General features: G+C 36.4%; 9 protein-coding genes. All 9 read left to right on the forward strand.

From position 1 onward, the window contains the following. Positions 1 to 475: 475 nt before the first annotated feature. The 9 genes from PGOND44_RS05155 to PGOND44_RS05195 all read left to right on the forward strand — a co-directional run bounded on the left by PGOND44_RS05155 (position 476) and on the right by PGOND44_RS05195 (position 16,640). Positions 476 to 3,646 (forward strand): glycoside hydrolase 5 family protein, encoded by a 3,171-nt coding sequence (locus PGOND44_RS05155; protein ID WP_003437539.1) that lies wholly within the window; start codon positions 476 to 478, stop codon positions 3,644 to 3,646. 8 nt (positions 3,647 to 3,654) lie between these two features. Next, the gene (locus PGOND44_RS05160; RefSeq protein WP_003437543.1) at positions 3,655 to 5,094 is read left to right on the forward strand and encodes an Ig-like domain-containing protein; all 1,440 of its coding nucleotides are present in this window, start codon (positions 3,655 to 3,657) and stop codon (positions 5,092 to 5,094) included. Positions 5,095 to 5,109: 15 nt separating this feature from the next. Further along, positions 5,110 to 5,997 carry a glycoside hydrolase family 16 protein gene (locus PGOND44_RS05165; protein WP_003437546.1) on the forward strand — a complete coding sequence of 296 codons (888 nt, stop codon included), beginning with the start codon at positions 5,110 to 5,112 and terminating at the stop codon, positions 5,995 to 5,997. 10 nt (positions 5,998 to 6,007) lie between these two features. Beyond that, on the forward strand, positions 6,008 to 6,784 hold the full coding sequence (locus tag PGOND44_RS05170; RefSeq protein WP_003437549.1) for a PKD domain-containing protein: 777 nt from the start codon (positions 6,008 to 6,010) through the stop codon (positions 6,782 to 6,784). A 165-nt stretch (positions 6,785 to 6,949) separates the two neighbouring features. Next, entirely contained in the window at positions 6,950 to 10,402 is a 3,453-nt protein-coding gene (locus PGOND44_RS05175; protein WP_003437557.1) for a hypothetical protein, read from the forward strand. 6 nt (positions 10,403 to 10,408) lie between these two features. After that, entirely contained in the window at positions 10,409 to 11,692 is a 1,284-nt protein-coding gene (locus PGOND44_RS05180) for a glycosyl hydrolase family 17 protein (RefSeq protein WP_003437560.1), read from the forward strand. Positions 11,693 to 11,715: 23 nt separating this feature from the next. Next, positions 11,716 to 13,215 carry a glycoside hydrolase family 30 protein gene (locus PGOND44_RS05185; RefSeq protein ID WP_003437562.1) on the forward strand — a complete coding sequence of 500 codons (1,500 nt, stop codon included), beginning with the start codon at positions 11,716 to 11,718 and terminating at the stop codon, positions 13,213 to 13,215. Between the two features lie 5 nt (positions 13,216 to 13,220). After that, positions 13,221 to 15,719, forward strand: a complete 2,499-nt coding sequence (locus tag PGOND44_RS05190; RefSeq protein ID WP_003437563.1) for an MFS transporter — start codon at positions 13,221 to 13,223, stop codon at positions 15,717 to 15,719. A 3-nt stretch (positions 15,720 to 15,722) separates the two neighbouring features. Further along, positions 15,723 to 16,640: a glycoside hydrolase family 17 protein gene (locus PGOND44_RS05195; protein WP_003437566.1), complete on the forward strand. Its 918-nt coding sequence runs from the start codon at positions 15,723 to 15,725 to the stop codon at positions 16,638 to 16,640. Positions 16,641 to 16,755 lie beyond the last annotated feature (115 nt).

The following is a 16,755-nucleotide window of genomic DNA, read 5'->3' on the forward strand; positions in this document are numbered from 1 at the left end:
AATTTTTCTAGAGCATTCAACACAGAGGTGATCCAAAAACGACCAGTTTAATAAATGCAAACGACTTCTTCTAAAAATTGAGAATCCTACAAGCTTTTTTTATTTTAATTTCTAAAACTTACTCCCCACTTAAACATCTGTATTAAGAGTCTCAATATAAGCGATATCGATTGCGAAAAAAGATACGCTTTAGAAGAAATAATAGCTTGACCACCTATATATAAGAGCCATTACACCTTTACAAGGGCATTAATTAACTATACATTACCTATACATTTTTAGTTTTATTAACAAATAATAATATTTAATATTTTTCTTATATTAGATATAGTAAGACTTTATTAACTAATTTTAAGAATAACTCAATAAAACTACTTATTTTTTAAGACGTATGTTTTTTGTAGTGTATTTTTTTAAATAATTATCAACTCAAACCTTTAAGTTTGATATACATGAATTAACAAATATCTAACACATGAAAAAATTTCTATTTATAAGTATTGTCTTGTTATCTACTGTGATGGGGTTTTCTCAATCTCAAAGAGTTTCAATCACCACAGATGACCAAGGGATGAAACTACAAGTTGATGGTAGTGACTTTATGATTAATGGTATGAATTGGGACTACTTCCCTAGAGGAACAAATTTCAATTACAGTTTATGGAACCAATCAGACGATGTTATAAAAGCAGCCTTGGATGCTGAAATGGGCTTACTCAAAAATATGGGAGTCAACACCATTAGACTGTATACAGGTATACAACCAAAATGGATAGAATACATCTATGAAAATTATGGTATTTATACCATGTTAAACCATTCTTTTGGTAGATATGGTTTAACTATCGATGGGAACTGGACTCCTGTGACTAAATATGATGATCCAGCAACTCAGGAATTACTTCTTTCGGAAGTAACTGAACTAGCTAATGATTACAAAGGAACTCCTGGTCTTTTACTTTTTCTTTTAGGAAATGAAAACAACTATGGGTTGTTTTGGGCTGGTGCTGAAACAGAAGATTTTCCAGACGAGGAAGGTGAAAAACGAGCCGTTGGAGAAAACAGGGGCCGACCAATGTATCGCTTAATGAACGAAGCCGCTGTTAAAATGAAAGAAATAAATGGTTCTTTACCAGTGGCTATTTGTAATGGTGATGTTTTATTTCTAGATATAATTGCCGAAGAATGCCCCGATGTAGATATTTATGGAACCAACATGTATCGCGGTAAGTCTTTTGGTAATGCTTTTGAGACGATTAAAGAAGTTTATGGCAAGCCTGTTCTATTTACAGAGTTCGGTGCAGATGCTTTCAATGCTTTAGAGAACCAAGAAGACCAAAAATCTCAGGCTTACTACATGGTCAATAACTGGAAAGACATTTATGAGAATGCTGCTGGATTAGGAAAAGCAGAAAACTCAATTGGGGGGTTTACCTTTCAATTTAGCGACGGCTGGTGGAAATACGGACAGACAAAAAATCTTGATGTTCACGATAGTAATGCGTCCTGGTCTAACGGGGGTTATGATAGAGACCATGAAGAAGGTAAAAATAACATGAATGAGGAATGGTTTGGAATTTGCGCAAAAGGAGCAACAAATTCAAGAGGTGTATACGATCTGTATCCGCGTGCTGCCTACTATGCCTTAAAAGAAGCACACCAACTAGATCCTTATGCAGAAGGGATTGATGCTCAATTTATCGACAACTATTTCAGCACTATTTCATTAACCGATGCTGTGTTACGAGCTAGAGGTGATAAAGCCGCTATGAGTGGTGGAGGTTCTCAAAAAGTAGGCATTAGTAGAATAGCAGCGCATTTATCTACATTTTATACTGGGGGAAGTTTAATCACTACTCCAGATAATCCAGATCCAAATGACAATTCATACCCCAACCAACTTGGGTTTGATCAAATGCAGTCTTATTTTATAGGTGTAGGCGGACAACCAGCGCCAAATGTAAATTTTAATGTAGACTTTAACATTGTAGGTGATGTTGCCGAAAATCCTATCAACGAGATTTTCTATGAAAATAGAGCCAGACCTATAAGAGTGACTTCCCCTGATGGCGAAGTTATCCTTCAAGACAATAATAATTTGCAGGTTTATCAAGCAGAGTTTGAATGGAAAAATGACAATTTTGATTTAAGAGGCTTTTACAGAACAGGACATTACCATTGGGGTTATGAAGGTGATATCTTTGGATTATATCCCGAAGCTAACTATGGCCCCAATTTAGATATCTACGGCGGTATCATTTCAGGTATTGAAGTGGATGCTAAGGGAAAGTTAGAAGGCTTAAAAGCAGCACTAGGTCCACAATTGTGGTGGGGAGCTAATCCAACCATGCTCTTTAAATATTCCAAAACTATTGCCAAGTGGGATATTACAGGGATTTATAATAGGGATGTAGAAACAGACTTAGAATTCGATGAAAATGGACGACGTGTTTTAGATCAAAATCAGGTTAGGAGTGGGGTTATTCCACCCTGGCCAATGGAAAGAGCAACTCTTGCTTTTGAACGGGATTTTGGAAATTTTGGATTAACCTTTGGTAGTATTTGGGCTGGAAGACCATTAAATGGGAGTACTTACCAAGATATTAATGATGCAGGAGAGATTGTCGTAGATGAAATAAACTCAGATGATAATTGGGGTGGAAAAGCAAAAATAACCTACGAGGCGGGTAAGTTTAAGTGGTATGCACAAGGTTCAATCATGGGGCTAGTGGCCAATGGAAGTGCTGACCCAACCATAACGTTTACGGGCTGGAAACTTAAGGATACTGGTAGTGGTAACCAAAGCAACTTTTTATCGGGTATGACCTACAATATTGGAAAATGGCAAATAGCTCCTAATTTTTTATGGCAAAAACCACTAGTAGACCCAATGCCTAACAACGGAGATGCCCCTGGACGATTGAGGAATTTTATAGATGATCCTTTTGCGGTAAGATGGAATAGAGAAACAACTGCTGGTGAGATTCTATTTACCTACGACCCTACTCCTGGCACCTATATGTATGATTGGGATAATAATAAGGCTGAAGATGCTGAATTTGCTATAAGTGCTGGATTCATTTTTAGACATCTGCCTACAACAATGGATGCGCATATTGGTTTCCTTGATACTCGAGAATTTTTTGCTTTTGGAACTTCTGTTCCAGCTGAAGACCTTTATGAGGCTCACGCAAGAATTGTTTCTAAATTAAGTCCAGAATTAGGAATTGTAGGCGCTTTCTATTATGGTAATGGACAAGCACAAGGGGATTCTCAGAGACTTGTCACCGATAGATTTGGGGCAAATTTAAACGTGTTTTACAAAAAATTTATCATTAATGGAGATGTAAAGGTAAATGACTGGGGTCCTTTTGACTACCACAGAGATTTTAACTTGACATTCCCTCTGCAATTACAGCTTGACATATCTACAACTTTAGGGATGCCACAATGGTATATATTACCAAGTACACAAATTGGAATGAGAGGTATATGGAGGTCTTTAAATGAATTTTCTCCTCGATTTTCTCCAAATAATACACCCATTGGTTCTTTTAATGCAGAGCCTATATTAAGCCCTGTTGGCTTTCCTAACGGATCTGAGTGGGAAATAATGACCTATATAAGATTTAACATCGGTAAATAATATTTAAAATGATACATAACAAATCAAAATATTTTCAAATAATAGGACTTGTTTTACTGTCTATGATAGTAACGACGAGTTGTGAAAGAGAAGTGTCTGATGCTGCTGTACTTGCAACTTTTCCTACTACAGCGGATGTTTTTACAGATAATCCAGTAGGTTTAACAGATGAGTTCTTTATATCATTTGATCCAGTAGAAGGTGCAAATGTAAATGGCTTTGATACAGATGAAAGTGAAGCTTATGAAGGTTTTGCCTCCATAAGGATTGACGTGCCTTCACCTAATGATCCTGATGGTGGTTTTATAGGTGGTATTTTTAGAGATCGAGGTGAGGGTAGGAATTTAACCGGTTATGATGCATTGACCTTTTGGGCTAAAGCTTCTACAACAGGAGTTTTAGGAGAAGCTGGTTTTGGGACCGACTTTGATGGGGATAAATTTAGAACCGTAGCAGCGGATTTACAGTTATCAACTAATTGGAAAAAATATGTAATCCCAATGCCAGATCCATCGAAATTAACTCAAGAAAGAGGCATGTTTGTTTTTTCAGCTGGAACTCAAAGCACCGACGGATTAGGTTTTGTTATATGGTTGGATGAAATTAAGTTTGAAAAACTAGGAACAATAGCACAACCGAGGCCTGCTATTCAAAATGGAGAGGATGTGGTGATCCAAAATTTTATAGGGGGAACCGTAAACATTTCAGGATTATCCCAGACTTTTAATACGGCAGCTCAGGGAGATGTAACTGTAAATGCAGCTCTTGCTTATTTTGAATTTCAATCATCAAATGAAACTGTCGCAACAGTAAGTGCTTTAGGTCAAGTTAATGTTGTGGGTGGAGGCACAGCTACTATTACAGCATCTTTAGGAGTAAATGAGGCTCAAGGTTCGTTAACCATCGAATCATTAGGTAATTTTACGCCTGCCCCTACTCCAACTCGAAATCCAAATAATGTTATCTCTATATTTAGTGATGCTTATCAAAATGTAGCCGTCGATTATTATAACGGATTCTTTACTGGTGATGGCCAAACCACTCTAGGAGGAGAAGGCCCAGGTGGTGCAGACCTGAGTGTTGATGGAGATGGTATAATTAACTACACTAATCTAAACTTTGTAGGAATAGGAACATTCATGGATGTCCCTACTATTGATGCCACATCAATGACACATATTCATGTAGACCTTAATATAAACGAAGCATTAAATGCGGGTGATAATATAACCTTACAAATCCTTAATGATGTTGGCGGTAACGAAACATCTGGTTCAGTTACAATTACTGCAGCTAATTTGGCTGCAAATGATTGGAGAGGTTTTGATATTCCATTAGCTAATTTTACAGGATTATCTAATCGCTCCCAACTAGGTCTGTTGTTCTTTATTTCCAATTCAATTTCTAATGTGTATGTCGATAATATTTACTATTACATCGAACAATAACTTAAAGATAATTATATGAAAACTATACACTCAAAAAATAAATTAAGACTTGCGCCTTATAATTTAGCCTTAATTCTAGGTGCTATTTTAATAGTGACTAGCTGCGACCTAGATGAGACCCAAGAAGTAACAACACTCAACAACCTTGTGATGTCTGATGAGTTTGATGTTGATGGAGCACCAGATAGTAATATGTGGGGGTATGATGTTGGAGATGGAACAAATGAAGGGATTCCTGGTTGGGGAAATAACGAATTGCAGTACTATACAGACAGACCAGAAAACGTAACTGTAGAAAACGGAGTCCTTATAATTACAGCTAAAGAAGAATCTTTTGAAGGTAAAGGCTATACTTCAGCGAGATTAACTTCTCAAGATTTGTTCGAGCAACAATACGGTCGATTTGAAGCACGGATTCGAGTTCCGTTTGGTAAAGGCTACTGGCCTGCATTTTGGCTTTTAGGTGTGCCTAAAACCATAACGGTTGATCATGAAGAAGTTTTAGAAGAATGGCCTGCTATAGGTGAAATAGATATTATGGAATATCTGGGAGATGAGCCAACCAATGTATTTGGAACTTTACATGGTCCAGGATTTTCGGGCGCAGAATCGATTTCTAAAGAATTTACCCTAGAAAACGACCGTTTTGATACAGGTTTTCATGTGTTTGGGATTGAGTGGTCGCCTACTTCCGTCAACTTTTATGTGGACGGCAATATATACCAAACTCTCACTCGCGAGGACGTAGCAGAAGAAACGGATGGAGAAGGAGAATGGGTATTTGATAGACCTTTTTATATCATACTCAATGTGGCTATTGGTGGTAATTTACCTGGTAATCCAACTGAGAATACAGTTTTCCCCCAAAGCATGATTGTAGATTACGTAAGAGTATATAATTAAAACCAGAGCTATGAAAATCTTAAAATATAATATCCTTATTGTTTTTTTCCTATGTATCGGTAGCGGATTTATTTTTCAATCTTGTGAAGATGATGATGATATGTCAAATGAATTAGTGGCAAGGTTTACCCAAACCATTAATCAAAGTACAGGTACGGTTACCTTTATCAATCTATCAGAAAATGCAATATCCTATAGTTGGAATTTTGGTGATGGTTCATCTTCATCATTTATAAATCCTGTAAAATCTTACGAAGAAGGGGGTTCATATACTGTTACACTTCAAGTAACTGGTGGTAATGGTGATACGGCAAGCTTTCAAGATACTTTTATCGTTGATGAACAATTTGGCGGGGGCTTATTAATTAATGGAGATTTCGAAAATGGTTCGGAAGGCTGGATAGTCGGTGTAGATGATAATGTGCCCGCACCAGTTGTTACAGAAAATGATAACTCTTTTTATGAAGTTAACATCACTAATCCAGATCCAAATCAACCATTTTTAGTTAATGTTAGTCAAAAGGTTGCTATCACACAAGGTGAAACTTATGTCTTAACATTCGAGGCCTGGTCTGATGGCGATAGAACTTTAATTGCTGGCATAGGTCTTAGTGGAGGTGACTTTTCAAATGATACCCAAACTGTAAACCTTACTGATACTCAACAACAATTTGAAATCACACTTAGCTCGCAAGAATTTGGAGCTCTTGACGCTAGAGTTTTATTTGACTCTAATGGTGATGCTGGTCTTGTGAGAATAGATAATGTCTCTTTAAACTTACAATAGCCTTTATAAGAACATTGCATCTATTTAGTAGTAAATATTTAGGTCTAAATAATAATTTAAATCAAACAGTAAGTTAAACACAAGAATTAAACTAATAAGATAAGCGGTATCCTTAAATCATACCGCTTTGTTCTTAAAATAAAAAATAAAACAAATAGTAAAGTAATGATTGAAGACAAGATGACTAAAGATCAAACGTCCAAAACTAGTAACTTAGAACAAGTAAGATTAAATGGTGAAAAATTCCTGAAAATCCATAACAACGATGCTATGAGGCCTTTTTTCATGAGTATTGTGAGCGATTCTAACCACTGGATGTTTATTTCTAGTAATGGAGGTTTAACAGCAGGAAGACGAAATGCAGAGTATGCCTTATTTCCATATTACACCGACGATAAAATCACCGAATCGGCAAATTATACAGGGAGTAAAACTATTTTTAGAGTTCACTTGAATGATGATATTAATTTCTGGGAACCTTTTTCAAACCGTTTTGTAGAACAGTACCAGATTACCAGGAATATCTATAAAAACATTTATGGAAATAAACTGTTTTTTGAAGAAATCAACCACAGTCTAAACCTTACTTTCACTTACCGATGGTCAACTAGTGATCAATTTGGTTTTGTGAAAAAATCTCAATTAGTTAGCCATAACTCTGCTCCTATAAAAGTTGAAGTTTTAGATGGATTGCAAAACGCCCTACCGGCTGGTGTCGTTAGTGATTTACAAACTCAAAGCAGTAATTTGGTTGATGCCTACAAACGCAACGAGCTTGATAAAAAAACAGGCTTAGGCATTTTTGCACTTAGTGCTGTGCCAGTAGATAAAGCCGAACCTAGTGAAGCTTTAAAAGCTAATGTGGTTTGGTCTTTGGGAATTGAAAATCCTACTTACCTCCTTTCCTCTTTACAACTTGAAACCTTCAGGACCGGAAAAAATCTTGCCGAAGAAACTGATGTTAAAGCAGAAAAAGGAGCCTATTTTATTAATAAAACACTTCAACTAAAAGCAGATGGGAGTAAAACATGGTATATTGTTGCTGATGTTAATTATAATCATGCTTCAGTGGTAAAACTTCAGCAAGATTTACACCAAGAGAATCTTTTAAATTTAATTGAAGAAGATATAAATTCTGGCACTGAGAAATTAATTCGACTTATTGCTGCCGCAGACGGACTTCAACGCAGTAATGACAACTTGAGAGATATTCGCCATTATTCCAATACCATGTTTAATATAATGCGTGGTGGAATTTTCGATAATAATTATCAGATTGAGCGATGGGATTTTAAAAACTATATCCATAAAGCAAACATTCCTTTGGCCAAAAAATTTGAAGCTCAGATAAAAGGTTTACCAGAGAGCTTTTCTTTTAGTGATCTAAAGGCTTTAGCTAAAGATCAAAATAATGAAGATTTTACTAGGCTTTCCTATGAATACTTGCCTCTAAAATTTAGCCGAAGACATGGAGATCCAAGTCGACCATGGAATCAATTTTCAATTAATACCAAAGATGAAGATGGCTCCAAAATTCTGAATTATGAAGGCAACTGGCGTGATATCTTTCAAAATTGGGAAAGCTTAGTACACTCCTACCCTCAGTTTATTGAAGGTATGATTTACAAATTTTTAAATGCTACAACTTTTGACGGTTATAACCCCTATCGTGTCACCAAAGATGGCTTTGATTGGGAAACTATAGAGCCAGACGATCCTTGGTCTTACATTGGTTACTGGGGGGATCATCAAATTATTTATTTACTCAAATTCTTAGAATTTTATGAAGACTATCAACCAGGAAGTATAGCTCAATTATTCAGCAAATCTCAATTTGTTTATGCTAACGTGCCTTACAGGATTAAGTCATATCAAGATATTCTAAACGATCCAAAAGATACCATAGAATTTGACCATAAAGCCGATGCTAAAATTAGAAGTAAACGTGATAAGATTGGAGCTGATGGTGCATTACTTCAGAATAAAAGAGGTGAAATTATTCACGTCAATTTTGTTGAAAAAATACTAGCTACAACGTTAGCTAAATTATCCAACTTTATTCCTGAGGCGGGAATATGGATGAATACCCAACGCCCAGAATGGAACGATGCTAATAATGCTTTAGTCGGAAATGGTGTTTCAATGGTCACCTTAGCCTACCTGAGACGGTTTTTAGACTTCTTTAAATCGATTTTTAAAGACATCGATGCCTCAGAAAACTACGAAGTTTCTGAAGAGCTAGCTGAGATGTTTGCCAAAATGGAAAAAACATTCGCTATCAATAAACATTTAACTGAAGGTAAATTTAGTGATCACCAACGTAAAGAAGTTTTGGACGAATTAGGTGAAGCAGCGAGTGTTTTTAGGACTCAGGTTTACACTACTGGTTTTTCAGGACATAAGACTGAAGTCTCTTCAACACAAATCGGGCACTTTATCAACACCAGTTTAGTTTATCTAGAGCATGCAATTGAAGTGAATAAACGAACTGACAACTTATACCACGCCTATAACCTAATGACCGTTAATCAAGATAAGGTCTCCATAGATTACCTTTCTGAGATGCTCGAAGGTCAAGTTGCTGTATTAAGTTCAGGTTACTTAAATTCTAATCAAGCTTTAACTTTACTTGATGCTTTAAAGCAAAGCGCTTTATTTAGACCCGACCAATACAGTTATTTATTATACCCCTACAAAGACTTAAAAGGCTTTTTGGACCGAAATAATGTTCCAGAAACTTCTGTAAAGTCATCAAAATTGCTTCAAAAGCTGGTGAAAGATGGCCATAAAGGTATAATTGAAAAAGATGTAAAAAACAATTATCACTTTAATGGCAACTTCAATAATGCTAAGAAATTAAAAGAAGCTCTTTTATCTTTAGAAGACCAGGCTTATTCAACTTTGGCAGAAAAAGAAATGGACCAAATACTTAAAGTTTATGAAGAAGTTTTTAATCATAAATCATTTACAGGACGTTCCGGGACTTTTTATGGCTATGAAGGCTTAGGATCTATTTATTGGCATATGGTTTCAAAACTGCAATTAGCGGTTTTGGAAACCTGCATACAAGCCATAGATGCTAAGTCATCTCCTGAAGTTATCGGTCGATTACTAGAGCACTATTATGAAATAAACGAAGGCATAGGTGTTCATAAATCTCCTAAGTTATATGGTGCATTTCCAACTGATCCTTATTCTCATACTCCACAAGGTAAAGGCGCACAACAACCTGGGATGACAGGCCAAGTGAAAGAAGACATTTTAAGTCGATTTGGAGAATTGGGTGTTCATATTTATAAAGGGAAAATTCAATTTAAACCCGATTTATTGCGAAAAACCGAATTTTTAGAAGAAGAACATGTTTTTAGGTTTGTAGATCTAAGCGGTCAAAAGCATCGCCTTCAACTTAAGCGGAATTCATTAGGATTTACCTTTTGCCAAGTTCCAATAATTTATTCTATTTCAGATCAAAACAAAATAGAAATAGAATTCTATAGCAAAAATTCAGAACAGATTGAAGGACTTCATTTGCCTAAAGAAATTAGTCAAGAAGTTTTTAACCGCTCAGGTCAAGTTAAAATAATTCACGTTTATATTGAAGCGTCTATTTTAAAATAAAGAGTCATGAAGCCAGTAACACCTGTCCTTTTAGTAATAAGCCTTGTTTTACTGGCTTCTTGCCAATCATCTCAAAAAGAGAAAAACCCTATGCAAAATAATAGAAATCTAACTGCTAAAGAAATTCTTAATAAACCAGAGTTTTTAGCAATTTCTTACGGTGGCTACCGAAAAGAGTCACGCGAAGAGCAACCCACTATTAAACAGCTTAAAGAAGATTTGAAAATTCTTCACGCTATGGATATTCGCATATTACGAACCTATAATGTTCGCCTTCCACATGCTGCCAACATTTTAAAAGCAATTGACGAACTGAAGAAAGCAAATCCTGAATTTGAAATGTATATGATGCTCGGGGCATGGATCGATTGTAAAAATGCGTGGACCGAAATGCCACTCAACCACAATGAAGGAAGCGAACATAACGCTATAGAAATTGACAGAGCTGTAGAATTAGCTAATCAATATCCTGATATTGTTAAAATAATTGCGGTTGGCAATGAAGCTATGGTAAAGTGGGCCTCTGCTTATTTTGTTCAGCCACACATTATTTTAAAATGGGTAAAACACCTGCAAGATTTAAAACAAGAAGGCGAGATAGATAAGGATTTATGGATTACGAGTTCAGATAATTTTGCCTCTTGGGGCGGCGGAGAACATGAATACCACACTCCAGAGCTCAATGAGCTCATTAAAGCGGTAGATTATCTTTCTATCCATACCTATCCAATGCATGATACACACTACAATCCTGTGTTTTGGGGTGTACTTCCAAAAGAAAAAAAATTGAGTAACACCAAACAGCTAGATAAAGTGATGACTCGTTCCTTGAGTTATGCAGTGTCTCAGTATGATAGTGTTGTAAGCTACATGCAGACTTTAGAAGTTAAAAAGCCTGTGCATATTGGAGAAACTGGGTGGGCAAGTGTTTCTGCTGGTTATTATGGAGAAAATGGCTCTAAAGCATCAGATGAGTACAAGCAAGCTTTGTATTATAACAAAATGCGAGAATGGGCTTCAAAAAACAAAATAAAATGTTTCTATTTTGAAGCTTTTGACGAACCCTGGAAAGATGAACATAACCCAAAAGGTTCCGAGAACTTTTTTGGTCTATTTACAGTAGACGGTAATGCTAAGTACGTTCTTTGGGATGAGTTGGATAAAGGCATTTTCAAAGGTTTTAAGCGCGGTAAAAACAAAATGACCAAAACCTATAATGGAAACTTGGAAGATCTTCTGCTGGATGTACAAATGCCTCCAGTAAAAAATGAAATTATGCTTAACCATTAAGTCAATCACGAAAAACGGTATGTATGAAAATTCTGAAAATTTTATCTATAAACTTAATAGCTCTCATGGTGATTAGTTCTTGCGTAGAAACCAAAAAATCTTTAAAGGTTGAAGTTGTTGAAACCTCCAGAAGTGGAAGTAAACTCTCTAAAGTTGAAGTCTTTAGCGAAGGAAAACCAACTTCTAAAATCAATTTAAACCCTGATAGAACTTTTCAAACCTTTACGGGTTTTGGTGGATCATTCACAGAGTCTTCTGCTTATTTACTGAATCGATTGAGTAAAGAAAACCGTCAAAAAATCATCGATGCTTATTTTGCAGAAAGTGGTGCGCGGTATTCGTTAACCAGAACTCATATGAACTCAAGTGATTTCTCTTTAGGTCAATATTCTTACGCCCCCGTTGAAGGCGACACCTTATTGACTAATTTTTCTATTGAAGAAGATAAAGACGATATTATTCCTATGATTAAAGAGGCTATGAAGGCCTCAAAGGAAGGATTCAAAATTATATCTTCTCCTTGGACCGCTCCACCTTGGATGAAAGACAATAACGAGTGGGTTGGTGGAAAATTGAAGCCAGAACATTATGACACTTGGGCCCTTTTCTTTTCTAAATATGTTGATGCTTATGAAGCTGAAGGTATTGATATATGGGGTTTTACTGTGGAAAATGAGCCACATGGTAATGGCAATAATTGGGAAAGCATGCACTATACCCCAGAAGAAATGACCGATTTTGTGAGCAATCACCTTGGCCCTCAATTAGAAAAAGACGGTAAAGGCGATAAAATTATTTTAGGGTATGACCAAAATCGCGAAGGCATTAAAGAGTGGGTGGATGTGATGTATAAAGATGAGAAAAATACTAAATATTATGATGGAACTGCCATACACTGGTATGAAAGCACTTATGAAGTGTTTCCCGAAGCTTTACAATATGCACATGAAAAAGCACCCAAGAAATACTTGATACAAACAGAAGCCTGTGTAGATGCTGAAGTACCTAAATGGAAAGATGACGACTGGTACTGGAGTAAGGGAGCGACCGATTGGGGATGGGATTGGGCACCTGATGATCAAAAACACTTGCATCCAAAATACGTTCCTGTCTATCGCTATGCTAGAGATATCATAGGATGTATGAACAATTGGGTCGATGGTTGGGTGGACTGGAATATGATCTTGGACCGACAAGGTGGACCTAACTGGTTCAAAAACTGGTGTGTGGCGCCAGTCATTGTAGATCCTGACCAAGATGAAGTGTATTTTACCCCTCTCTATTACACCATGGCTCATTTCAGTAAATACATAAGACCAGGTGCAAAACGAATTGATTTCGAATCTACAGATAAAGACTTGCAAGTGAGCGCTGCCACGAATCCAGATGGAAGTCATATAGTCATCATTTTTAACCCTTCAGAAGAAGAAAAAGTATTTGAACTTAGTATGAAAGAAGCACAACAAGTAGTTTCTATAAGCCCTCAAGCCATCCAAACTATTGTATTAAATCCTAAAAAATAAGCCCTATGTCCGAAGAAAAAACATTGGCAAAAGATAAAGTTCCCATAGGTCAGAAAGCTGCCTTTGGAGCTGGTCACTTCATATTAAATGTGTTACCAGGAACATTAGGCGTCTTTATTCAATTTTTTTTACTTACAGCTTGGGGTGTGGATCCATTGTGGGCTGGTTTGCTTGGTGGTTTACCCAGAATTTTCGATTCCATCACAGACCCAATTATGGGTTTTATTACAGACAACACAAAATCAAGATGGGGAAGGCGCCGGCCTTACATTTTTTTAGGGGCTATAATAAGTGGTGTCTTGTTTTTCTTGATGTGGCAAATCGGTGATAATGCATCTCAGACTTATATTTTCTGGCATGTTATGGTTCTTCAACTTTTGTTTTTAATTGGAAACACCATGTTTGCCACTCCATTAGTAGGCTTAGGTTATGAGCTGACTCCAGATTATAATGAGCGGACTAGAATCATGGCTTTTTCCAATACTATGGGACAGATTGCTTGGATGATTGTTCCTTGGTTATACGTCATTATACCTGACCCTGAAACTTTTAACACTCAAACAGAAGGTGTGAGAACTATGGCCTTAATTGTGGGAGCAATGACAATAGTATTTGGGGTTTTACCAGCCCTGTTTTGTAAAGGAATCGACGCTTCAGAAATGGAGAATAGAGAGAAAATTAATTTCAAAACCTTTGCTTCTAATATGAAGAAATTGGTTTCTGGCATTGTTTTGATCTCAAAAAACAAACCCTTTATGAAGTTGTGTGGGGCCACATTCCTTGTTTTTAATGGGTTTCAATTAGTTGCTGCATTTGGGGTGTTTATTATAGTTTTCTACATGTATAACGGGAGTTATGATATGGCAGGTACTTGGCCAGCTTGGTTCAATACCATTAATGCGATTATCACTGGTTTTTTAGTGATTCCTATTATTTCTAAAATGGCAACCAAAATAGGAAAGCGAAATGCTTTTTTAATTTCCACCTTTTTATCTATTGTAGGTTATATCCTAAAATGGTGGGGATTTGATGTAGAGCTGAATGAACGTTTCAATCAAACTGCATTAGGAGAAAGTTTAACGAGTGGACTAGGTTCTATTTTTAATTTTCTTAATCCACATTTAGACAGTATTGGAGCAAGTTGGTTTACAATAGATGTTGAAAACGGTGTTCCTTGGCTTATATTCTTACCCATCCCTTTTTTTGCTTTTGGGATGGGTGGACTCTTTACACTTATGATGTCTATGACGGCTGATGTATGTGACCTAGATGAATTAGAAAACGGATCGCCTAGAAAAGAAGGAACTTTTGGAGCCATCTACTGGTTAATGGTGAAAATTGGGCAATCTATTGCCTTGGTTTTAGGTGGGCTTATTCTAAGCATTGTAGGTTTTGACCCTAATATTACAGAACAATCTATTGAAACAATGAATAATCTTAGGATAGCAGATATTGTCGTGCCAGCCGGCACAGCTGCATTAGCCTTTATTGTGATGTGGGGTTATGATCTAAATGAAAAACGAGTTAGAGAAATAGGTGCAAAACTTAAAATAAGGAACGTTAAGCCTAAAACAATCACTTCGTCTGCTTACCTCAATAAATCTCACTTGTCTTTATCTAGTCTAAATATTTTACCTGATACCAAATTTGACATTAATTTTTCTAACAAATCGATTAGAGACGTCAAGAATATTTTCACAAAGACGCTTAATAATGGATTGCATGGGATTTGCTTTAGCCCCTATACGAAATCACAAGACCTTAGTGATACACTTTCTGAAAAACAAATACGCAGACGAATGAACATTATCCAACCACACACGCAATGGGTAAGGTCTTTTTCTTGCACTAAAGGAAACGAATACATTCCAAAAATAGCTAAAGATAAAGGACTCAAAACCGTTGTGGGTGCTTGGATAAGCAACGATAAATCAAAAAATGGAAAGGAAATTGAAGAATTAATATCACTTTCCAATGCTGGTTTAGTAGATATAGCTGTAGTGGGTAATGAAGTTCTACTTCGGGATGAGTTAACTGTAGATGAAGTGCTTGACTATATTTCAATAGTAAAAAATGCACTCCCAGACGATATTCCTGTTGCTTATGTGGACTCTTATTATATATTCGATTTACATCCAGAACTTATACAAGCCTGCGATGTTATTCTTATCAACTGTTATCCATTTTGGGAGGGGGCCGATATTGATATTTCACCAGCCTATACGCGATATATGTACAATCTGATTAAAGATCAAGCTATGGGTAAACCTGTTATTATTTCAGAAACAGGTTGGCCAAGTGATGGAGAAAGTACTGAAGATGCAGTCCCATCAGATTTAAATGCTATGAAATATTTTATCAATGTGAATCATTGGGCAAATCAAGAAGATATTAAACTCTTTTATTTCTCATCCTTTGATGAATCTTGGAAAATCCATCACGAAGGGGACGTTGGCCAACGTTGGGGAATATGGAACGAAAAAGAAAAACTTAAATACAATTAGGACATGACATATAGAAAAGAACAAGAGCTATCCAAACAACAAGAAAAATTTTTAGCGTCCATACAAACGCAGAACTTTTTGAAAGAATACACCCCTGAAGAACTTCACGATGTGTTTAAGACCATCATGTCACAAGGTTTTCATGGCATGTGCTTTAGTATGTACGAAGATGGCCAGGAACCTGGACATCATATTACAGAAGAACAAGTACTCAGACGAATGAAAATTTTAAAACCTCACGTCAAGTGGGTACGCTCTTTCTCTTGTATTGAAGGGAATGAATTTGTACCAAAAGTAGCTAAACAGCTTGGTATAAAAACCTTAGTTGGGGCGTGGCTAGGTGATGACAAAGAAAAAAACAGGGAAGAATTAGACAGCTTAATCAAGATGGCCAATGAAGGTTTGGTAGATATTGCTGCCGTGGGTAACGAAGTTTTATATAGAAATGATTTGCCTATTGAAGAACTTATGCAACACTTGGATGAAGTGAGAGCAGCCATTCCATCTCATATTCCAGTTGGTTACGTCGATGCGTATTATGAGTTTACAGTTCATCCCGAGTTAACCGCTAAATGCGATGTCATTTTATCTAACTGTTATCCTTTTTGGGAAAGTTGCCATTACGACTATTCGTTAACTCATATGCAACATATGTATGGCCAAGCCTTAAGTGCTGCAAAAGGTAAAAAAGTAATAATTACAGAGACCGGCTGGCCTAGCAAAGGGAAAAGTCTTGGCGATGCACACCCCTCGGAAATGAATGCCTTAAAGTACTTTATAAATACCCAGTTATGGAGTCATAAAGCAGGTATTGAAGTGTTCTATTTTTCGTCTTTCGATGAGTCTTGGAAAGTAGGTGATGAAGGCGATGTTGGTGCATATTGGGGAATTTGGGATAAAAACGAACAACTTAAATACTAAATAACCTTAAAATCAAACGATTACTACCTATACATCAACCATACAAATCTTAAATCTATCTTTTGAAAGTGAGTGAATACAAGGAGTTACAGAGTTCGAAACTAAATAAGATTTA

It is taken from the genome of Psychroflexus gondwanensis ACAM 44 (assembly GCF_000355905.1).
Classification (GTDB): domain Bacteria; phylum Bacteroidota; class Bacteroidia; order Flavobacteriales; family Flavobacteriaceae; genus Psychroflexus; species Psychroflexus gondwanensis.

Bases quoted from the DNA above. Each gene is read 5' to 3' on its own strand.
- PGOND44_RS05155 (WP_003437539.1), top strand. From the start codon at position 476: ATGAAAAAATTTCTATTTATAAGTATTGTCTTGTTATCTACTGTGATG.
- PGOND44_RS05160 (WP_003437543.1), top strand. From the start codon at position 3,655: ATGATACATAACAAATCAAAATATTTTCAAATAATAGGACTTGTTTTA.
- PGOND44_RS05165 (WP_003437546.1), top strand. From the start codon at position 5,110: ATGAAAACTATACACTCAAAAAATAAATTAAGACTTGCGCCTTATAAT.
- PGOND44_RS05170 (WP_003437549.1), top strand. From the start codon at position 6,008: ATGAAAATCTTAAAATATAATATCCTTATTGTTTTTTTCCTATGTATC.
- PGOND44_RS05175 (WP_003437557.1), top strand. From the start codon at position 6,950: ATGATTGAAGACAAGATGACTAAAGATCAAACGTCCAAAACTAGTAAC.
- PGOND44_RS05180 (WP_003437560.1), top strand. From the start codon at position 10,409: ATGAAGCCAGTAACACCTGTCCTTTTAGTAATAAGCCTTGTTTTACTG.
- PGOND44_RS05185 (WP_003437562.1), top strand. From the start codon at position 11,716: ATGAAAATTCTGAAAATTTTATCTATAAACTTAATAGCTCTCATGGTG.
- PGOND44_RS05190 (WP_003437563.1), top strand. From the start codon at position 13,221: ATGTCCGAAGAAAAAACATTGGCAAAAGATAAAGTTCCCATAGGTCAG.
- PGOND44_RS05195 (WP_003437566.1), top strand. From the start codon at position 15,723: ATGACATATAGAAAAGAACAAGAGCTATCCAAACAACAAGAAAAATTT.